This is a genomic window from Tardiphaga sp. (assembly GCF_028290785.1).
Lineage (GTDB): Bacteria > Pseudomonadota > Alphaproteobacteria > Rhizobiales > Xanthobacteraceae > Tardiphaga.
The window spans coordinates 1-20,808 of record NZ_JAQGJD010000107.1; the positions used below are offsets into that span (position 1 = coordinate 1).

16 protein-coding genes and 1 pseudogene are annotated in these 20,808 nt (G+C 64.9%); 8 read left to right on the top strand and 9 right to left on the bottom strand.

The window, feature by feature from the left end:
- The coding region (locus JWR89_RS05865) for a ligase-associated DNA damage response exonuclease (protein ID WP_299712950.1) at positions 1-1,031 on the bottom strand (1,031 nt) is incomplete at its 3' end.
- 79 nt (positions 1,032-1,110) lie between these two features.
- On the opposite strand from JWR89_RS05865, the gene JWR89_RS05870 reads away from it, so the two are divergent.
- The gene (locus tag JWR89_RS05870) at positions 1,111-2,034 is read left to right on the top strand and encodes a methyltransferase domain-containing protein (RefSeq protein ID WP_299712953.1); all 924 of its coding nucleotides are present in this window, start codon (positions 1,111-1,113) and stop codon (positions 2,032-2,034) included.
- Positions 2,035-2,117: 83 nt separating this feature from the next.
- On the opposite strand, the gene JWR89_RS05875 is transcribed toward JWR89_RS05870, so the two are convergent.
- Entirely contained in the window at positions 2,118-3,497 is a 1,380-nt protein-coding gene (locus JWR89_RS05875) for an outer membrane beta-barrel protein (protein ID WP_299712956.1), read from the bottom strand.
- 193 nt (positions 3,498-3,690) lie between these two features.
- Positions 3,691-5,049, bottom strand: coding sequence for an outer membrane beta-barrel protein (locus JWR89_RS05880; RefSeq protein WP_299712959.1), 1,359 nt, complete (start codon positions 5,047-5,049; stop codon positions 3,691-3,693).
- Between the two features lie 366 nt (positions 5,050-5,415).
- Between JWR89_RS05880 and JWR89_RS05885 the strand changes: the two genes are divergently transcribed.
- The 3 genes from JWR89_RS05885 (at position 5,416) to pdeM (ending at position 10,150) form a co-directional block, all read left to right on the top strand.
- A complete protein-coding gene (locus JWR89_RS05885) occupies positions 5,416-6,639 on the top strand; it encodes an ABC transporter substrate-binding protein (RefSeq protein WP_299712961.1) in 1,224 nt (407 codons plus the stop codon).
- Between the two features lie 176 nt (positions 6,640-6,815).
- Positions 6,816-9,377, top strand: a complete 2,562-nt coding sequence (locus JWR89_RS05890; protein WP_299712964.1) for a ligase-associated DNA damage response DEXH box helicase — start codon at positions 6,816-6,818, stop codon at positions 9,375-9,377.
- A gap of 80 nt (positions 9,378-9,457) precedes the next feature.
- Entirely contained in the window at positions 9,458-10,150 is a 693-nt protein-coding gene (pdeM, locus tag JWR89_RS05895) for a ligase-associated DNA damage response endonuclease PdeM (protein ID WP_299712967.1), read from the top strand.
- A 22-nt stretch (positions 10,151-10,172) separates the two neighbouring features.
- On the opposite strand, the gene JWR89_RS05900 is transcribed toward pdeM, so the two are convergent.
- Both JWR89_RS05900 and JWR89_RS05905 read right to left on the bottom strand, forming a co-directional pair.
- Positions 10,173-10,712, bottom strand: coding sequence for an ureidoglycolate lyase (locus JWR89_RS05900; protein WP_299712970.1), 540 nt, complete (start codon positions 10,710-10,712; stop codon positions 10,173-10,175).
- Positions 10,713-10,741: 29 nt separating this feature from the next.
- Entirely contained in the window at positions 10,742-11,605 is an 864-nt protein-coding gene (locus JWR89_RS05905; RefSeq protein ID WP_299712973.1) for a LysR substrate-binding domain-containing protein, read from the bottom strand.
- Positions 11,606-11,699: 94 nt separating this feature from the next.
- Here JWR89_RS05905 and JWR89_RS05910 point away from each other — a divergent pair, with 94 nt between their 5' ends.
- Together JWR89_RS05910 and JWR89_RS05915 are read left to right on the top strand one after the other, a co-directional pair.
- Entirely contained in the window at positions 11,700-12,641 is a 942-nt protein-coding gene (locus tag JWR89_RS05910) for a DMT family transporter (RefSeq protein ID WP_299712976.1), read from the top strand.
- A gap of 55 nt (positions 12,642-12,696) precedes the next feature.
- Positions 12,697-14,010 (top strand): divalent metal cation transporter, encoded by a 1,314-nt coding sequence (locus JWR89_RS05915; protein WP_299712978.1) that lies wholly within the window; start codon positions 12,697-12,699, stop codon positions 14,008-14,010.
- A 102-nt stretch (positions 14,011-14,112) separates the two neighbouring features.
- Here JWR89_RS05915 and JWR89_RS05920 read toward each other — a convergent pair whose 3' ends face one another.
- The 3 genes from JWR89_RS05920 to JWR89_RS05930 form a co-directional block, all read right to left on the bottom strand.
- A complete protein-coding gene (locus JWR89_RS05920) occupies positions 14,113-14,901 on the bottom strand; it encodes a TIGR02186 family protein (RefSeq protein ID WP_299712980.1) in 789 nt (262 codons plus the stop codon).
- Positions 14,898-15,824 (bottom strand): sulfite exporter TauE/SafE family protein, encoded by a 927-nt coding sequence (locus JWR89_RS05925; RefSeq protein ID WP_299712982.1) that lies wholly within the window; start codon positions 15,822-15,824, stop codon positions 14,898-14,900. Before JWR89_RS05925 ends, JWR89_RS05920 begins: the two co-directional genes overlap by 4 nt.
- 237 nt (positions 15,825-16,061) lie before the next feature.
- On the bottom strand, positions 16,062-16,625 hold the full coding sequence (locus JWR89_RS05930) for a TetR/AcrR family transcriptional regulator (RefSeq protein ID WP_299712985.1): 564 nt from the start codon (positions 16,623-16,625) through the stop codon (positions 16,062-16,064).
- 125 nt (positions 16,626-16,750) lie between these two features.
- On the opposite strand from JWR89_RS05930, the gene JWR89_RS05935 reads away from it, so the two are divergent.
- A complete protein-coding gene (locus JWR89_RS05935; protein ID WP_299712987.1) occupies positions 16,751-18,157 on the top strand; it encodes an amidase in 1,407 nt (468 codons plus the stop codon).
- Between the two features lie 236 nt (positions 18,158-18,393).
- Positions 18,394-19,065, top strand: a complete 672-nt coding sequence (locus JWR89_RS05940) for a glutathione S-transferase (RefSeq protein ID WP_299712990.1) — start codon at positions 18,394-18,396, stop codon at positions 19,063-19,065.
- A gap of 5 nt (positions 19,066-19,070) precedes the next feature.
- On the opposite strand, the pseudogene JWR89_RS05945 reads toward JWR89_RS05940, so the two are convergent.
- Positions 19,071-20,808 (bottom strand): annotated as a pseudogene (locus JWR89_RS05945) (hypothetical protein); the annotation flags it as partial.

Sequence of the window (20,808 nt, forward strand, 5' to 3'; positions counted from 1 at the left end):
GCGCTTTCGCCGGGCGGCAACGCTTCCTCTTCTTCCTCGTCGCCATAGCCGACCAGCGCCAGCGGCCTGGCGGTCAGCCCCTTGGTCTGGCACCAGTGCACCAGCGCGTCCTCCTGGCCGTGGGTGACCCAGATCTCGCCGGCGCCGGTGGCGCCGATGGTGGCGATCAGCCCGTCCCAGTCGGCGTGATCGGAGATGATCAGCGGCAGTTCGACGCCGCGCTGTCGGGCGCGGGCACGCACCCGCATCCAGCCGGAGGCGAACGCCGTCACCGGATCGGGAAACCGCCGCGTCCAGATGTCGGACGTGGCCGATGGCGGCGCCAAAGTGATGGTGCCGGCGAGGTCGGCCTTCTTGACGCCCTTGACCATGCGGAGGTCGCCGAGATCGATGCCGCGGCTTTCATAGTAGCGCGTGATCTTTTCCATCGCGCCGTGCAGGTAGATCGGCGCGTCATAGCCGGCCTGGCGGATCAGCTTGATGACGCGTTGCGCCTTGCCGAGCGAGTAGGCGCCGACCAGATGCGCGCGTTCGGGAAACAATGCGACCGAGGCCAGCAGCTTCTTCACTTCGTCGGCGGCGTCGCCGTGGCGGAATACCGGCAAGCCGAAGGTCGCCTCCGTGATGAAGACGTCGCACGGCACCACCTCGAACGGCGTGCAGGTCGGGTCGGGGGCGTCCTTGTAATCGCCCGACGCCACGATGCAGATGTCCTCGCAGGTCACCGCGATCTGCGCCGAGCCGAGCACGTGGCCGGCCGGATGACACTTGATGGTGACGTCGCCGAGCTTGAGCGTCTCGCCATAGGCGATCACCTGCGTCGAGCCGGCGAAGTTATCGCCGTAGCGCAGGCGCATCATGTCGAGGGTTTCCTGCGTCGCCAGCACATGGCCATGGCCCGGGCGGGCATGGTCGGAATGGCCGTGGGTGATCACGGCGCGTTCGACAGGCCTGACGGGATCGATGTGGAAGCCGCCAGGCTTGCAGCACAGGCCGGACGGCACCGGGATTAGAATGTCTTGCGGACGCATCTGGGCTATATAGGTCCCCGCGGGGTTCATTCGAGTCGGCTGATCTGACGAATGCCCGGCCTTCCGATCGGTTCCCCCCATGCCCGCGCGCTTGTTCATGTCATCCGGCGATATGAACGCCGACCGACGGTTCGATTACGCCCGCGATCTGCAGGTGCAGGGCAACCTGGTCGCCGCGGAAGACCTGTTCGTGCAGGCCACCGATCTGGCGCCCGGCTTCGCCACGGCGTGGTTCACCTTGGGCGAGGTCCGCGAGGCGCTCGGCGATCTCCCTGGCGCGATCGTCGCGTTCGGCAAGGCCCAGCAGACCGACGCCGGCGACCGCAATGGCGCCGGCCTGCGGCTGATGCGGCTCGGCGCCGCCAGGCTGGCGATGATGCCGCCGACTTATGTCACCGCGCTGTTCGACCAGTACGCGCCGAAGTTCGAAACCGCTTTGGTCGAGACGCTCGGCTACCGCGGTCCTGCCGTCCTGTTCAAGGCCGTGCTCGCCACCTGCGCGGCCAGCGAGCGGGCGATGCTGTTCAGGCGTGGCATCGACCTCGGCTGCGGCACCGGCCTGGCCGGTGCGGCGTTTGCGGCGCAGACGACCGAGATGATCGGCATCGACCTGTCGCCGCGGATGATCGAGCGCGCCCGCGCCACCGGCTTCTATGCGGAACTGGAAGTCGCCGAAATTGTCGATGGCCTGCGCCGCCGGCCCGATGCCAGCGCCGACCTGATCCTGGCCGCCGACGTGCTGATCTATCTGCACGACCTCGCGCCGGTGCTGGCCGAGGTCGCGCGCGTGCTGGCGCCGGCCGGCGTGCTGGCCTTCACCGCGGAAACCCACGACGGCGGCGGCGTCATCCTCGGCGAAGGCCTGCGCTACGCTTATGGCGAGGGTTACGTGCGCCACTCGGTGGCGACGGCCGGGCTGACGCTGCGCCGGCTCGACCACATCTCGACCCGCAACGAAGGCAACGTACCGGTGCCGGGCATGGTCGCGGTGGCGACGAAGTAGAGTCGCTTCCGACGACCTCTGAAACAAACAAAAACCCCGGCCACGAGGCCGGGGTTTTCGTTTTCAGCAGATGCTGCGGAAGCTCAGTACCTCGCCACAACCGGCGAGTTGAGGTGATAGTTCAGGCCGGTGCGGAAGATATGCTCGGTGACGCTGGTCGTGAGAACCGTGGTGTTGATGATGTTCGAAGTCGTACCAAGATCGACATAGAGATATTCGGTCTTGGAGGTCCAGTTCGGCCCGAGCATGCCGAGCAGGGTGAAAGGCGTCTCGATGCCTGCGCCTGCAGTCCAGCCACTCCTGGTGGTCGAAGCATTGAGCGCTTCGGCGACGCCATCTTCGCGGGCCTTGGTCTTCACGCCGCCGTAAGCGTAACCGCCGGTGGCGTAGAACAGGGTCGAGCCGACCGAGTAACCAAGGCGACCGCGAACGGTACCGAACCAGGGCAGCCTGGCGTCATAAGGAATAGTACCGAAGCCAACCACGGTCTTGTTGTCACGCTGGCTGGAGGCCTGGATGTCGGCTTCCAGACCGTACACCCAGTTTGCGGCCTGCCAGTTGTAGCCGGCCTGTACGCCGCCGTTGATGCCGTCGGGAGCGAGGTTGAAGATTTCGGTAGCGCCCAGATCGCCAGGCGGGTTGGCTGGCTTGATGATGCTGCTGCGATCGCGGCCGGTGCCGGAACCGACGTTGCCGCCGAGATACCAGCCGTTCCAGTTCGCTGCGGCGACCGGCGTGTAAGCGGCGCTGCCGCCGACGCGGTAATTCAGCCCGACGCGAAAGATGTTCTCGCGAACTTCGGTATTGAGCGTCTGGGCGAAGGGTTCGAACGCGTAACTCTTGTTGCCCATGTTCAGATAGAGATACTCGATCTTACCGGTCCAGTTGCCACCCAGCGCCGCTTCAACGCCGCTGCCGACAACCCAGCCGTTCTGCATTTTGCTGCTCGAAAACACCGTGCCAATGCCCGCTTCGGTGATGCTGGTCTTGACGCTGCCGTATGCGTAACCGCCGGTGACGTAGCTGAGCACGGGGCCGGAGGCGAGGCCGACTCGGCCGCGAACGGTGCCGAACCAGTCGATCTTCTGGTTGTAGGTGGTCGCGACGAGCGGGCCATTCACATTGGTGCGGTCGTCACTCAGACCGGCGCCCTGGATGTCAGCTTCGAGGCCGTAGACCAGCGGACCAAACGGCGACCCGGCCTGCCAGTTGTAGCCAACCTGACCGCCACCGAAGGCGCCCTGCGGCGCCAAATAGAGCGAATCGGTGCCCAGCGGGGTGCCGTGGATGGCGCGATCCCGGCCGAGCCCGATGCCGGCGTTCACGCCCAGATAGAAGCCGGTCCAGTCATACACCGCCATCACCGGCGCCTTGTAGTAAGGGGCCTTCGCGGCCATGTCGGCGGCCTGCGCGCCGGCGGTCAGGGTGAGCAGCGTCGCGGTGGCGAGGCAGAGGGATTTCATGATCGGTCCAGTTTCGCTTCTGGCCGTCCCGGGAGGGACGTATGTGATTCGGTCAGTAGCTGAGGCTACGGCTTGCGGTACTTGGATATTGCCTTTTTAAGGTTAATTTTCTGCCGGAACTGCCAGCCTCGGACACAAACAAAAACCCCGGCCGCGAGGCCGGGGTTTTCGTTTTCAGCAGATGCTGAGGAGATCAGTACTTCGCAACGATCGGGCTGTTGAAGTGGTAGTTCAGGCCGGTGCGGAAGATGTGCTCGCTGACCTTGGTGCTCGACGTGAAGCCCGTGGTGCCGACCAGGTCGGTGCTGCGGCCGAGATCCACGTAGAGATATTCGGTCTTGCTGGTCCACTGCGGTCCAAACAGGCCGAGCAGCTTGAAGGGGGTCTCGATGCCGCCGCCGACCGCATAACCGTCCTGGGTCTTGGACAGGCTGTTGGTGGTGCCGAGCGCCGTGATCTTGGTCTTCACGCCGCCGTAAGCGTGACCGCCGGTGGCGTAGAACAGGGTCGAACCGACCGAGTAACCGATGCGGCCGCGCACGGTGCCGAACCAGGGCAACTTCTGCTCATAAGCGGCGAGGCCGAGACCGACGACGGTCTTGTTGTCCTTCTGGCTGGAAGCCTGAATGTCGGCTTCGACACCGTAGACCCAGTTGGCGGCCTGCCAGTTGTAGCCAGCCTGCACGCCGCCGTTGATGCCGTCGGGAGCCAGGTTGAACTGTTCGTTCGCGCCGAGGCCGGTCAGCGAGCTGCGGTCACGTCCGGTGCCGGAACCGATGTTGCCGCCGAGGTACCAGCCGGTCCAGTTCGCCGCCACCGGGGCGATGTAGCCGGCATTGGTGCCGCCGATGCGGTAGTTCAGGCCGACGCGGAACAGGTTCTCGCGGATTTCGGTGTTGGTGACCTGGGTGCCCGGGCCGAACGCGTCGGACTTGTTGCCGAGGTTCAGGTAGAGATATTCGATCTTGCCGGTCCAGTTGCCGCCGAGAGCTGCTTCGACGCCGCTGCCGATGGTCCAGCCACCCTGCGTGCGGTTGTTCGAGAACGCCGTCACGCCAGCTTCGGTGATGGTCGATTTGACGTTGCCGTAAGCGTAACCGCCGGTGAAGTAGCTCAACACCGGGCCGGTCGCGATACCGACGCGGCCACGAACCGTTCCGAACCAGTCATTCTTCTGGCTGTAGACGGTCGAGGGAACGGCGCCGGGAGCAACAGTAGCGCCACCGCCGCTGAGGCCTGCACCCTGGATGTCGGCTTCAACGCCGTAAACCAGGGGTCCGAGGATCGAGTCGGTCTGCCAGTTGTAGCCGATCTGGCCGCCGCCGAAGCCGCCCTGCGGGGCGATGTACAGCGAATCGCCGTTGAAATTGTGGGTCGTGCGGTCGCGGCCGATGCCGACGCCGGCGTTGACGCCGATGTAGAAGCCGGTCCAGTTGTAGACCGTCAGGATCGGGGCCTTCAAGTAGGGCGCCTTGGCAGCCATGTCAGCGGCCTGTGCGCTTACCGCGGTTCCGAGGAACACAGCGGCACTGGCAAGAAGAATACGTTTCATCGTCGACCCCAATTCAAATTGAGCCATCAGAGTAACGGAACTGCCGCGGATTGGCTGTATCCGGGGGGCCACACTCCCGGACATTGAATGCAGCCTATGGGAGCAAAACCCTCGATATTCGCGGCATTTAGGTACCGTCTTCACCGATGCGCCGTTCTGACCCCCAGCAGGCCGGTCGCAGGAGGGATGCGGATCGCTTGCCGCGGTCGGGAGACCCGGCGTTTGGGTGACCGCATTCTGCATACGGGAAGACATTGCCAATCCCGCCGTGCCCGCACAGGATGTATCGAGGTCAGCCGCGATCAACGCGGCGGCGCGCAATGCGGTCCGCAGCAGCGGTGCCGGGGATCAGGGGAGAAACACCAGATGACTTCGCGTCACAGTTCCGTCTTCACGGCAGCGGCGATGGCCGCAGCGTTGTCCGCCTTCTTGGCCGGTCCGGCGTCCGCCGCCGACAAGAAATACGACCCCGGCGCCACCGACACCGAAATCAAGATCGGGCAAACCATTCCGCATAGCGGCCCCGGCTCGCTCTATGGCGTGCTCGGCCGCGTCGGCGAAGCCTATTTCCAGAGTTTGAACGAGAACGGCGGCATCAACGGCCGCAAGGTCAAGTTCCTCACCATGGACGATTCCTACAGCGCACCGAAGGCGGTCGAGGCGACGCGCCGGCTGGTCGAGCAGGATGAAGTGCTCGCACTCTACGGCTCGCTTGGCACCGCGCCGCAGACCGCCGTGCACAAATATCTCAATTCCAAGGGCGTGCCGCAGTTGCTGCTCAACACCGGCGCATCGAAGTGGAACGATCCGAAGAACAACAAGTGGACCATGGCCGGCCTGCCGCTGTATCCGACCGAGGCACGCATTCTCGCCAAGTATGTCGTCAGCATGAATCCAAATGCGAAAATCGCAATCCTCTATCAGAACGATGATTTCGGCCGGGATTTCCTGGGGCCGTTCAAGGATGAACTCGCGAAAGCCGGCGGCACCGCGAAGGTCATCGCCGAGGTGACCTACGATCTCACCGATCCCACGATCGACTCGCAGCTGATCAATCTCGCCAAATCCGGCGCCGATGTTTTCTACAACATTACCACCGGCAAGGCGACGTCGCAGTCGATTCGCAAGGTGGTCGAGCTCGGCTGGAAGCCGCTGCATCTGCTGTCGGCGGGTTCCACCGGGCGATCGATCCTGGAAGCGGCAGGCTTCGAGAACGCCAAGGGCATCGTCTCAATTGCCTATGGCAAGGACATCGGTTCGCCGCTTTATGCCAAGGATCCCGACATTGTGGCGTTCGAAGCGTTGCGCGCGAAATATCTGCCAACGGTCTCCGCCGATAATTCGATTGCCTTTTTCGGCTACGGTCAGGCCGTTTCCATGGCGGAGATCCTGCGCCGTTGTGGCGACGAGCTCACCCGTGAGAACGTGTTGAAGCAGGCGATCGGCCTGAACGGCTTCCGCGCGCCGCAGATGCTGCCGGGGGTGAGCTACAGCTATACCAACGACAGCTACGCGCCGATGACGACGCTCTACACCCAGCGGTTCGACGGCAAGGACTGGATCATCTCCGACAAGTCGGTGACGCAATAGGACACCGTCCGCTCCACGTCATTGCGAGCGCAGCAAAATCGCCCTTGCGATTTGCTGCGCGAAGCAATCCAGAAGCAACAAGCGAAGGCTGGATGCTTCGTCGCAAGGGCTAAGGGGAAAGCCAATTGGCTTTCCCTGACCTCGCAATGACGGCATTGAGCGCTTAGTTATGGGGCGTGCCGCCTCGTAAATCCGTCGCCAAACCCGACCTGCTGCCCGATCACTTCCTGTGCTGGTTCGCCGCGCGGGGCTGGTCGCCGCGCGCGCATCAGCTGGCGTTGCTGCAAAAGGCCCGCGACGATCGCTCGGCGCTACTGATTGCGCCGACCGGCGCGGGCAAGACGCTGGCCGGGTTCCTGCCGACACTGGTGGAGTTGAGCGCGGCAACCGCGCACAGCAAGAACGCCCTCGCCTCCACCGGCCGCGGCGTGCAGCGGACCGGTGGGCTGCACACGCTCTACATCTCGCCGTTAAAAGCCCTCGCCGTCGATATCGCGCGCAACCTGGAGGCGCCGATTGCGCAGATGGCGCTGCCGATCAAGGTCGAGACCCGCACCGGCGATACCCCGGTGTCGCGACGGGCGCGGCAGCGGCGTTATCCGCCGGACATCCTGCTCACCACGCCGGAACAACTGGCGCTGCTGCTGTCGTCCGACGACGCGCCGTTTATGTTCGGGTCGCTGAAACGCGTCGTGCTCGACGAGCTGCACGCGCTGGTGACGTCGAAGCGCGGCGACCTGCTGTCGCTCGGCCTCTCCCGGCTGTGGAAGCTGGCGCCCGAGATGCGCATGATCGGATTGTCGGCCACGGTGGCGGAACCGGAATCGCTGGCGCGCTTCCTGGTGCCGCAATACGACGGCGAAGTCGTCTCCGCGGACATTGTCGTCGCCGGCGGGGCAGCGGCGCCGGTGGTCGAGATGCTCGACACCAAGGAGCGGCTGCCGTGGGCCGGCCATTCCGCCCGCCATGCGCTGGGCGAAATCTACGATCTCATCAAGGCCAACAAGACCACGCTGGTATTCGTCAATACCCGCAGCCAGGCGGAGATGCTGTTCCAGGATCTGTGGCGGATGAACGACGACAACCTCGCCATTGCGCTGCATCACGGCTCGCTCGACGTCGCGCAGCGCCGCAAGGTCGAGGATGCCATGGCCGCCGGCAGACTGCAGGGCGTGGTCTGCACCTCGTCGCTGGATCTCGGCGTCGATTGGGGCGATGTCGACATGGTCATCAATGTCGGCGCGCCGAAGGGCGCGTCGCGGCTGATGCAGCGGATCGGCCGCGCCAACCACCGCATCGACGAAGCATCGCGCGCGGTGCTGGTGCCGGCCAATCGCTTCGAGGTGCTGGAATGCCGCGTCGCCATCGATGCCGTGGCCGAAAGCGCGCAGGATACCCCGCCGCTGCGCACCGGCGCGCTCGACGTGCTGGCGCAGCATATCCTCGGCCGTGCGTGCGGCGCGCCGTTTCTCGCCGACGAGCTGTACGCCGAAGTGCTGTCGGCGGCGCCTTACGCGGAACTCGCGCGTACCGATTTCGATGACACGCTCGATTTTGTCGCCTCCGGCGGTTACGCGCTGAAGAGCTATGAACGCTTCGCCCGCATCAAGCTGGACTTGCAGGGTCGCTGGCGGGTTACTAATCCAAAAGTGCGACAGATGTACCGCATGAATGTCGGCACCATCGTCGAGGACACCATGCTGAAGGTGCGCCTCGTCCGCGGCGGCGGCCAGGGCAAGGGCAAGCGTGCCACCGGCGCGCTGGCGCGCGGCGGTCGCATGCTGGGCCAGATCGAGGAGTACTTCATCGAGAACCTCGTGGTCGGCGATACCTTCGTATTCGGCGGCGAGGTGGTGCGCTACGAGTCGCTGGTGGAGGACCAGGCCTATGTCTCCCGCGCCAACGACAAGGACGCGCGCGTGCCTTCCTATATGGGCGGCAAGTTTCCGCTCTCGACCTATCTCGCCGAACGGGTGCGAAAACTGCTCGACAGCGAAAACGCCTGGAAGGCGCTGCCGGACCAGGTCCGTGAATGGCTGTCGCTGCAGGCCCATGTGTCGCGCGTGCCTGGCGTACGCGAACTGGTGGTGGAGACTTTTCCGCGGGCCGACAAGCATTATCTCGTCTGCTATCCGTTCGAAGGTCGTCTCGCGCATCAGACGCTCGGCATGCTTTTGACGCGGCGGCTGGAACGCGGGCGGGCAAAGCCGCTGGGGTTCGTTGCCAATGAATACGCGCTGGCGGTGTGGGGCCTCGGCGACATGTCGCACATGATCCGGCACGGCAAGCTCGATCTCGACGCGCTGTTCGATCCCGACATGCTTGGTGACGACCTTGAGGCGTGGCTGGCGGAATCCGCGCTGATGAAGCGCACCTTTCGCACCTGTGCGGTAATCTCCGGCCTGATCCACACCCGCTTTACCGGCGCGGAGAAGACCAAGCGCCAGGTGCTGTTCTCCACCGACCTGATCTACGACGTGCTGCGAAAACACCAGCCGGACCACGTGCTGCTGCGCGCCGCGCGTTCCGATGCGGCGACGGGACTGCTCGATATCCGACGCCTCAGCGACATGCTGGTGCGAATCAAAAGCCGCATCGTCCACAAGGAACTCGACCGGGTATCGCCCTTGGCTGTGCCGGTGATGCTGGAAATCGGCCGCGAACAGGTGTACGGCGAAGCCTCGGACGAGTTGCTGGCGGAAGCCGCAGAGGAACTCGTGAAGGAAGCGATGTCGTAGGATGGGTTGAGCGCTTGCGAAACCCATCACCGGAGGTCGATGGGTTTCGCAACGGCTCAACCCATCCTACAAGAGACACCATGCACGCTGAGTCGATTGTCACCGAGATAACTACCGTCAGCATCGCCGGCGTTACGCTGCACGCCGATCTCTCCGGCGCGCTGTATTGGGAAGAGCAGCGTCTGCTGGTCGTCTCCGACCTGCATCTGGAAAAAGGCTCCAGCTACGCCATGCGCGGCACGCTGCTGCCGCCCTACGACACCATCGCCACGCTGGGCCGGCTCGGCGCGGTGATCGCGCGGCACGACCCGCGCACGGTGATCGCGCTCGGCGACAGCTTTCATGACCGCAACGCCCATGACCGGCTGTCGCAGCCCAACCGCGACGTGGTGAGCGCGTTGCAGCTGCGCCGCGACTGGATCTGGATTTCCGGCAATCACGATCCCGAGCTGCCGTCCGACATCGGCGGCGTGGTCGCGAACGAAGTCGCGCTCGGGCCGATCGTGTTCCGCCATGAACCCACCGGCGCGCAGGGCGAGATCGCCGGCCACCTGCATCCCAAGGCGCGGGTCACCACGCGCGGCCGCTCGCTGGAGCGGCGTTGTTTCGCCAGCGATGGCGAACGCGCCGTCATGCCGGCGTTCGGCGCCTACACCGGCGGCCTCAACATCCGCGACGCGGCGTTCGCCAGGATCTTCCAGACCCTCGGCTTTGTTGCCCACGTCCTCGGCGACCGCCGCCTGCACAGCATCGCCGCGTCGCGCTGCTGCTAGATATACGACGTCCGATACACCGTCATTTGGCCTCGCCCAGCAGCAGGCGAACCTGTGGAATCTCCACGATGGCAGATTCCCTCGCGGGGCGTCTGTTGACGAGATGGTCGACGAGATCCTCGGTCGTCGAGCGGCGGGTCAGCATCAGGCAGGTCGCATCGTCGGCGCGCGTCGTATGCCAAACGCCCGGACGCATGCAGATGCCAACGCCGGGAGACAAGCGATACGCGCGGAGGGTGGAGAGGTCCGGCGTCTGGTTGGCATCGCTTAGACAAAGCACCTGAACGATCGCATTCGTCAGAGGTACGACGGCCTGCTGGGTCATGTGATGGACTTCGAGCCTGGAAACCATCGGAGAGTTGTCGCGGTACTCGACCCACAGGACCTCGGTGTCGCCTCCCATGCCCGGATCGAAGAAGTGTTCGTGCCAGAAATCGGTGGCCGGGCTGCGAAAAGCGATGGGGTTGTTTTGCAGCGGATCGGGCTTTCCCAGTATCCACCCATAAGGCGCGAACGAATCGGGGGTCGGGATCTCTACAGGGACAGCGTGAGATGTCGGCATTGTCGTTCCTTGTCATTCCCTTGAGCTCGTCAGGCAGCCTTGGCCTTCACCGCACTGCAGAACTCGGCGAGGCGATCTGCCAGCCGCAGTGTCGCCGGGCTCGCATCGGGCGCGGCGACCAATGCCATCTCGGTCTTGTCGATCGGTGCAAAACCATCCTTGGCGGTCAGAATGCGATGATCGGCCTGCACGGCGATCTCCGGCATGATGCTGAGGCCCAGTCCCGCCGCGACGGCGGCCTGGATGCCGGCGAGGCTCGAGCTCGTATAGGCCATGTGCCAGCTCCGGCCCGCGGCCTCGATCGCGTGAATGGCGCGGGTCCGGTACAGGCAGCCGGTCGGGAAGAAGATCAGCGGTAGCGAGTCGGCATTGATATGTGTGGGATGCGCCTTGCTGGTGACCCAGTGAACGCGCTCGGGCCACACCGCGATACCATCCTTGCCGCCGGCATCGCGTTTCAGCAAAGCGAGATCGAGATCGCCGCGCTCCAGTTCACGGCGCAGGTTGGTGCTCTGGTCGGCACGCACGTCGAGCCGCAGGCCGGGGCGCGAGCGTGAAAAACCCGCCAGCAGTTTGGTCAGCCGATAGGCGGCAAAATCCTCGGGGATGCCGAGGCGCACCGCGCCCTCATGGTCCGGCTGCGCGAGCACGTCGCGTGCTTCCTCGGCCAGCGCCAGCAATCTCCGCGCATAGGACAGCAACCGCTCCCCGCATTCGGTCGGCACCACCTGCTTGCCGCTGCGGTTCAAGAGCGGCCGGCCGACATCGTCCTCCAGCCGCTTGATCTGCTGGCTGACGGTGGACTGGGTGCGGTGGACGCGCTCGCCGGCGCGGGTAAAGCCGCCGGAATCCACGACCGAAACGAAGCTGCGCAGCAGATCAAGGTCGAACATGGGCCACCATTCGTTTTGCCACTGATTGTCATTTTATCATTTAATTTCCCACTATCAAGGTGCGGGCCTACATCGTGGACAAAGGAGATTCGCCATGTCGCTCGTTGTCCCGTTGTCCGCCCCTGCTGCCGGCCGCGGCTGGCTGCCGCTGCAGGTGGCGCTCTTCTGCGTGCTGTGGAGCCTCGCTTTTGCGGTCGCCAAGGTGGCGCTGCAGGATTGTCCGCCGCTGCTGTTGTTGATGGTGCGGTTCCTGATCGCGGGCTTTGTCATGCTCGGTCTCGCCGCATGGCAGAAAGGCGAGACGGCGCTGTCGCGCCGCGACATCGCCTCGCTGGTCGTCATCGGCATCGCCAACAATGCGATGTATCTCGGGCTCGGTTATATCGGGCTGCGCACGGTCTCCGCAGGCCTGGGCACGCTGGTGATCAGCACCAACCCGGTGCTGACGGCGGTGCTGGCCGCCATGCTGCTTGGCGAGCGGCTGACCTGGCAGAAGATCGTCGGCCTCGTGCTCGGCGTCGGTGGTGTCGGCTTCATCGTCGCGCACCGGCTCTCCAGCGGCGCAAGCGGCGACAGCGCCACCGGACTGATCTTCACCGTCGGCGCGCTGCTTTCGATCGTTGCCGGCACCATCCTCTACAAGTGGCTGGCGCCGCAGGGCGGGCTGCTGATCGGCAATGCGGTGCAGAATATTTCCGGCGGGCTGGTGCTGATCCCGTTTGCGTTCTCGTTCGAGAGCATCGGCGAGATCGTGCCAAGCTGGCGGCTGCTGGCCGCGCTGGGCTACCTCACGGTGCCCGGCTCGATCGTCGGCTATCTGCTGTGGCAGCATCTGCTGCGGGTGATGGGCGCGACGCGCGCCAGCGCCTGGCATTTCCTGATGCCGCCGCTCGGCGTGCTGTTCGGCTGGCTGCTGCTGGGCGAGCACGTCGCGCTGGCCGATATTCTCGGCATCATTCCGGTGGCGCTGGGCATCTATCTGGTGACGCGCCCGGTCGGCGCGCGGACCGACATCAAACCTCTTGCCAGTGCCTGATCCGGAACGTTACTCACCACGGTGCGTTGCCGTGCGCTGAGGGACAGGGGCTGGAATGTCAGGCGAGTCGGATGACATCAAATCGAATCTCGGCGAGCAACGCCTGGAAACGTTTCGCTTCAAGGGCTTCTTCAAATCCCTCGGCCCCGGCCTGATCACCGGCGCGTCCGACGACGACCCCTCCGGCATAGGCACCTACAGCCAGGCCGGCGCGCAGCTCGGCTACGGCATTGGCTGGACCATGCTGCTGACGTTCCCGCTGATGGCGGCGATCCAGGAGATTTCCGGACGGGTCGGCCGCGTCACCGGGCGCGGCATCGCCGGCAATGTCTGCCGGCATTATTCGCCGGCGCTTTTGAATATCATCGTCGCGTTGCTGTTCATCGCCAACACCATCAACATCGCCGCCGATCTCGGCGCCATGGCGGACGCCACCAAGTTGCTGACCGGCGGTCCTGGCATCGTCTATGTCGTGGCATTCGGCGTGCTGTCGGTCACGGCGCAGATATTCTTCGACTACAAGCGCTACGTCTCGGTGCTGAAATGGCTGACGCTGTGTCTGTTCGCCTATGTCGCCGCACTAGCCGTCGCCAAAGTGCATTGGGGCGAGGCGCTCACTGGCATCCTGCTGCCGCATCTGACCTGGAGTGAGAGCTACCTCACCACCATCGTCGCGATCCTGGGCACCACGATCTCGCCCTATTTGTTCTTCTGGCAGGCCTCGCAGGAGGCCGAGGACGAGCGCATCGACCCCGACAAGGAGCCGCTGATCGAGAATCCGCTCGACGCCGCCATGGAATTCTCGCGGATTCGCGCCGACACCATTATCGGCATGGCGTTCTCTAACCTGATCGCGCTGTCGATCATCGTCACCGCCGCGGCGACACTACATGCCAATGGCAAGACCGACATCGAAAGTTCGGCGCAGGCGGCGGAAGCGCTGCGCCCGATCGCCGGCGCGTTCGCGGAAATCATCTTCGCGCTCGGCATCGTCGGCACCGGCCTGCTGGCGATCCCGGTATTGGCGGGATCGACCGCCTACGCGGTTGGCGAAGGCCAGCGCTGGATGGTCGGCCTCGATCGCAAGCCGCGCGAGGCGGTGGCGTTCTATTCGGTGCTGGCGCTATCGGCGGCAATCGGCATCGCGCTGAACTTCACCTCGATCAACCCGATTTCGGCGCTGTACTGGAGCGCCGTGATCAACGGCGTCCTGGCGGTGCCGGTGATGGTGCTGTTGATGATCATGTCGCGCCGCCACGACGTGATGGAGCAATTCGTGATCCGCGGCCCGCTGTTCTGGCTCGGCTGGCTGTCCACCGCCGTGATGGCGTTGAGCGTCGTGGCGATGGGCGTGGGATTTTTTCTGTAAGCTCCGTCATTGCGAGGAGCCCTTGCGACGAAGCAATCCAGTCTTCCTTCGCTTGTGGCCTTCTGGATTGCCGCGTCGCTTCGCTCCTCGCAATGACGAGCGCTAATCCCGGCGAAACACCACCGACGCCATCCATCCCGTCATCAGGGCCATCGCGGCCGTCAGCACGCCATAAATGAATCCATGATTACGCGCGGCATTGGCGATGAACTGCTCGAAGCCGACCTTGACGATGTCGAAGGCGGTCTCGCTCTTGGCGACCAGTGCGCCGTCGGCGAACAATTTGATCTCGATGTCATAGGTGCCGATCGGCACCTCGGCCGGCAGCGGAATGCCGGTGCGAAACAGCGTCGGGGTCAGGAATGTCACGGCCGACGTGGCCTCGCGGTACAGGCCGTGTTCGGTGCGCAGCCGCACGAAGGCGCTGCGGAACGGGTCGGTGGCCACCACGTCGGCATAGTCGGTGCCGACGCGCTGGGTCAGCAGCACATTGTTGAGGCCGAGCTGTTGGCGGCGCGCCAGGTCGGGCGGCGCGATGGCGTCGATCGGTCGGTTGGCGAAGACCGCGAGATAGGCCGGCACTTGGAGAAATTGGCGCGAGTCGGTGTTGATCCAGATTCCGAACCGGCGCTCCTTGCGCCGCGTCACCAGATCGGCGCGCGGCCCGGAGACGGTGACGACGAGATCGTAATTGCCGGTCCTGGCCGGCGTCTTGTCGTCCCGCTCGACCGAGCCGAACAGCACCAGCTCCTCACCGGAATAATTCGGCGTCACCGTGACGCGGTGGTTCGATACCGAAACGATCAGCCGTTCCGCTCGCGCGGGCGTCAGGGCGCCTGCGCCCAGCGCAACGGCGGCGACGACGGTGGCGAGGGCGGCGCGCAACGTCATCCCGCGCCTCCGGTTTCGCGGATGGTGAACAGGTCTTCGGGCCGGATCACCAGCTCGATGGCGAAGCGGATGCCGACCGCGAGGATCAAGAGGCCGAGCAGCAACCGCAGGTGCTCGCCGCGGATTTTCTGGCCGGCGCGGGCGCCGAACTGTGCGCCGGTAACGCCGCCGACCATCAGGATCAGCGCCAGCACGGCATCGACCAGGTGGTTGGTGACGGCGTGCAGCAGGGTGGCGAACACCATGGTCACCAGCGTCAGCACCATCGAGGTGCCGATCACCGTGGAGGTCGGGATCCGCAGCCAGTAGATCATGATCGGGATCAGGATGAAGCTGCCGCCGATGCCCATCACCGCGCCGATGAAGCCGATCACCAGGCCGGTGACGACGATCGGGATCACCGACAGGTAGATTTTCGAGCGCTTGAACCGCATCTTCAGCGGCAGGCCGTGGATCCAGCCATGGCTGCCGGAACGGCGCAGCGGAATGTTTTCGCCGCGGCGAATCCGCAGCATCGCGCGCAGCCCTTCCCAGAACATCAACCCGCCCACCGTGCTGAGCAGGATCACGTAGGACAGGGCGATCAGCAGGTCGAGCTGGCCGAGATTGCGCAGCAGCGTGAACACGAAAACGCCCAGCGCTGTGCCGACGATGCCGCCCGATAGCAGCACCAGCGCCAGCGTGGGATCAATGGCGCGGCGTCGCCAGTACGACAGCGCGCCGGAAAACGACGACGCCGCGATGTGGCTCGCGACGGAGGCGACAGCGACGGCCGGCGCGATACCGACGAAGATCAAGAGCGGCGTCATCAGGAAGCCGCCGCCAATCCCGAACATGCCGGACACAAATCCGACCGCAGCGCCCATCGCGAGGATGAGAAACACATTGACCGGAATGTCGGCGATCGGGAGGTACAGCTGCACGCGCGTTCGCTTCGGAATGTTGGCCCTGAGCTGGGCCGAAACCGCTCACGGCATGATTCTGGAGACGGCGCGGATCGTGCGCCGCGCCCCCTCTTAAACGAATTCGGCCGTTGAAGGGATTAAAGAATCCGGCGAGAGCGAGGTTTTCCACCCGCGCGGCCAACCACCTGAGAAAGTGGTGAACGATTCAGATTAACGCGCGGCGCAGAGCGGCGGGAATTGCGTGGAAGACGTTCGTCACGCCGGCAGCAGACCGGCCGCGCGATAGCTGTCGATCAACGCGTCATAGAGCGAAATATCCGAGCGGCTCCTTGCCATCAGTTGCGCGCCGCCGATGGCGGCGAAGATGGCGCGGGCGCGCGGTTCGCTCTCCTCCGAACGGGTCACGGCCGCGGCGGACAGAACCTTGCTCAGCCATGCCACGTTGACGTCGGCAAAGGTCTGGACCTCCTTCTTCACCGGTTCGGGCAGGTCGTCATATTCGGCAGCCATGAAGCTGCACAGGCACATGCGATTGTCATTCTCGAGCGCCCAGCGAAATGTCTCGGGATACTGACGCAGCGCGTTGGCCGGATTCGGGGATTCCGCCAGCATGGCCTCAAGGCCCGCCGCCGTGTCTTCCCAATAACGCTTCGCAACCGCGGCGCCGAGATCGGCCTTGCTCGGGAAATGATGGTAGACGCTCGCCGCCTTGATGCCGACTTCAACCGCGAGATCGCGGAAATTCAAGCCGCTGTAGCCATGCGCCTGTGCGGTTCGTTTGGCGGCCGCCAGGATCGCTTCCTTGGAACTTAAACTCACTTCGTTGCCTCATTGTTTTGCCTACCAAGTGACAGATAGGGCCTTGACGGAGGAAAATAAAGGTCTACGTTCACCCTACCAAGTGGCAGGTAGCCGCAACAACCAAACAGGTAGGAGATGCACACGTGACCAAAGAGATCGTTTTTTCCGACGCAACCAGGCTGGCCGAATTGATCCGCACCAAGGAGGTCTCGCCAGTCGAGGTGGTGCAGGCGCACCTGGATCGCATCGCGGCGGTGAACCCAAAGATCAACGCGATCGTCACGCTCGCAGACGGTGCGCTCAAAGCCGCAAAGGCGGCGGAGGCAGCGGTATTGGCGGGCGACGAACTCGGCCCGCTGCACGGTGTCCCCTTCACAGTGAAAGACTCGATCGACACTGCGGACGTGGCGACCCAGCGCGGCTCGCCGATCTTCAAGGGACGCGTTCCCGACGCCGACGCAACGAGCGTCGCGCGAATGAAGAAGGCGGGCGGCATCCTGCTGGCGAAGACCAACCTTCCCGAATTCTCCTACTGGATCGAGAGCGATAACCTGCTCTCCGGCCGGTCGAACAACCCCTGGGACGTGACCCGCACTCCGGGCGGTTCGAGCGGCGGTGAATCGGCGGCTATCGCGGCGGGCATGTCGCCGATCGGTCTCGGCACCGATCTCGCAATTTCCGTGCGCGGCCCGGCCGCGCAAACCGGCATCACCTCCATGAAGACGACCCACGGCCGCGTGCCCATGACCGGCATCTGGCCGCGCGCGCCGCGCCGCTTCTGGCATGTCGGGCCGATGGCCCGCTCGGTTCGCGACATCGCGCTCGCCTTCTCGCAACTGGTCGGGCCTGACGGCCAGGACGCGTTTGCCACCAGCACCGTCCAATTCGATGCGGGCATCGGCCGCCAGCCCTATCGCCAGCTTCGGGTGGGCTGGATGGTCGGACCCGGCTTGGGGCCGGTCGATCCCGAGGTGACGGCAACCGTCAAGGCCGCGGCCGAGGCGCTGAAGGACATCGGCGTATTTGTCGAGCAGGTGAGCATTCCGGCGCTGGAGCGCGATTTTCCCCTCGACGTGTTCAACCGCCTTCACGTGATGGAGATGAAACCCGCGTTCGCGGAGGCGACGGCCGGCCATGAGGACGAAATGTACAAGATGGCCAAGACCATGCTCTCGCTGCCTGACACGTCGATGAAGGACTATATCGACGCCGAGCAGGCGGTCGAGCGGCTGCGCGACGGCTATGCCGACTACTTCTCGCGCTACGACGCGCTGATTACCCACGTGCTGCCGATCCCGGCCCACAAGCACGGCGTCGAGGAGTTCACTATCGACGGCCAGACCGTGGACGCCACCTACCTCCAAGGCGCGACTGTGCCGCTCAACGTCACTGGCTTGCCCGGCCTGTCGATGCGGTTCGGTACGAGCAAGGAAGGGCTGCCGATCAACGTGCAGGTCGTCGGCTCGTGGCAGGCGGAGTCCACGATACTGCATCTAGCGTCTCTGCTCGAAAGCGTGAGCACCGTGCGTAATTTGCACCCGCCCCTCTGACGGAAACGGAGTGTCGGCATTGTGCGGACGCACAACTATGCCGGCACGCTTCGGCGAGGCAAGGAAAGCTCATCCCGATCATCTTCCCAATTCACGCTGACGAAGCGATGGGGACGAGGCAGCCATTGGGTCCCTCGATGACACAACGTCGCGTCCAGGACGGCGCTGAAACCAGACATAGGAGATGGGAAATGACGAAGAGCAACGCTCTTTTCACCCCGACAAAGGAAGTCACGATGAAGATTCACGATTGGTCCACCGGCCCTTATCCGGCTCGCGTCCGCATCGCTCTGGCCGAAAAGAACCTGCAATCGCGGGTCCGGTTCGTATCGGTGAATCTCTACAAGGGCGAGCACAAGAAGCCCGAATTCCTAGCCAAGAACTATTCGGGCACGCTGCCGGTGCTCGAACTCGACGACGGGACCTATCTGGCCGAATGCACGGCCATTACCGAATATCTCGACGCGCTCGACGGCCCGCCAACGCTTACCGGTCGGACACCGCTCGAAAAGGGCGCGATCCACATGATGAGCAAGCGTGCCGAACTGGAGTTGCTCGACGCCATCAGCGTCTATTTCCACCACGCCACACCGGGGCTTGGACCCGACGTCGAGATCTATCAGAACGCCGAGTGGGGATTGCGTCAGCGCGATAAGGCCCTGAGGGGCATGCACTACTTCGACGGCATTCTGAAAAGGCAGCCGTTCGTCGCCGGCGAGGCGTTCTCGATGGCCGACATCACGGTGATTGGCGGCTTGATCTTTGCCGGGCTCGTGGACGTGCCGGTGCCGGCGGAGTGCGAGGCGCTTCAAGCCTGGTACGCCAGGATGCAGCAACGCCCCAGCGTCAAGAACCGGGTGACGATGTCAGACCGGGCCGAGGCGCCGGTGGAAGATCGCTTTGTGTGACGCCGTTACCGCGCCGCGCGCTTGGCCGAGCTGGGCTTCGCCGCGGCCTGCGCCGGGGTATCCCAGCCACCGGCGGGGGTGGTGACGTTGATGGCATCTTCGGGCTGCCCCTCGGGGACGAAGCTCTGCACCGCCAGTCTGGCCGAGGCTAGCGAGGACGGGTCGAGGCGCTTGGCGACGTCGTCGCGCTTGCGGCCGGCGTCGGCGTCGCCTTGGGCGGCGGCGAGGCTGAACCACTTGAAGGATTCGGCGAGGTTCTGTTCGACGCCGATGCCGCGGGCATAGAGGATGCCGAGGTTGAACTGGCTGTCGGCCACGCCGCGGTCGGCGGCCTTGCGGAACCAGAGCGACGCGCTCTTGTAGTTGGCGCCCTTGCCGCCGCCGTCGGCATCGAGCACCGCGAGGTTGTGCATCGCCTTGGCGTTGCCGCGGTCGGCCGCCAGCATGTAATAGCGCCGCGCGACGTCGAGGTCCTTCTTCACGCTGAGACCCTTTTCGTAGAGCGTCCCGAGCCTGAACATCGCCGGCACGACGCCGGCCTGCGCCGCGCGGTCATACCATTTGGCGGCTTCGTCGTAGTTCGAGGCCACACCCCGGCCTTCGGCGTAGCGGACGCCGATTTCGAACGCCGCGGTGGCGTCGCCCTTGAGCGCGGCGGTGCGCAGCGCCGCGCCGCCGATGGCGTCGGGCAGCCGTTCCGTGGCCGGGATCGCAATGAGCGACAGCTTGCGATTGCTCGGCGGCAACACCGGTGCCACGGCGCTGGCCGGCGCCGCGATGCTTCCGGTGACGTCGGCGGGAACCGGTGCCAGCGGGGCAGCGGCCGGAACTGGCGGCATCGTATTATTGGGCGCGGCGGTTTCCGCAACGAACGGAATCGGAGCTGCGAGGGACTGCCGGCCGATCGGCGTCGGCGACGTCATCGACGGCTGGGTCGGCGCAGGTGCTGCGGGACGCGGCTGGGTTTCGGCCGGCTCCGGCGCGGTCAGCGGCATGGTGTCGTGGACGTTGTCGGCCATCGGCGCCGGCGACGAGCTGTCGAGCAGCGTCATCGCCATCTTGAACGATCCGAGCACGATCACCACCACGCTGGCGCCGACCAGCAGCGAGCGGATCTTCGAACTGATGGTCGAGCCGCCTCTGTCGGTGCCGTCCTTCGGCGCGGACCTGGCCGACTTGGCCTTGTCGCCGGTGGTTGAAACGGAGGCGGCCTGGGCGGCGCGGCGCGCCGCGGCGATGAAGCTCGACGCGGTGGCCGGCTCGCCGTTGTTGTCGGAGATTTCGCTGACCGCCTGTTCGGAGGCGGCGATACGTTCGGACGGCGAGGCGACGCGAACCTGCGGCCGGGTGCCCGGCTCGAGCGGATGGTCAGGCGGCAGTTGCAGATCGGCCATCGGTCGCGGCGAGGCGCGCTCTGCGGCAGGAGTTGATGCGGGCCGCGCGCCGGGCTGCGGATCGAGAATGTCGCTGATCGCCTTCGGCATCGCGAAGGCCGGCGCAGGTTCGTGGGAAATCGCGGTCGCGGCGAATTCGCGCGGCGCGGCGTCGAACGCCACCTGCGGCGTGCGGCTCTGTGCCGGCACAGCCGTCGGCGTGGGTATTGGAGCCGGCACAACCGTCGGCGTGGGTATCGGAGCCGGCACAACCGGGGTTGTCACGGGATGCGCCTTGGCCTGCACCGGATTAGGCATCTGCGGGCGCGGCGGGGCCGGCACCGCCGGTGCATGCAACGGCGCGGCGGCG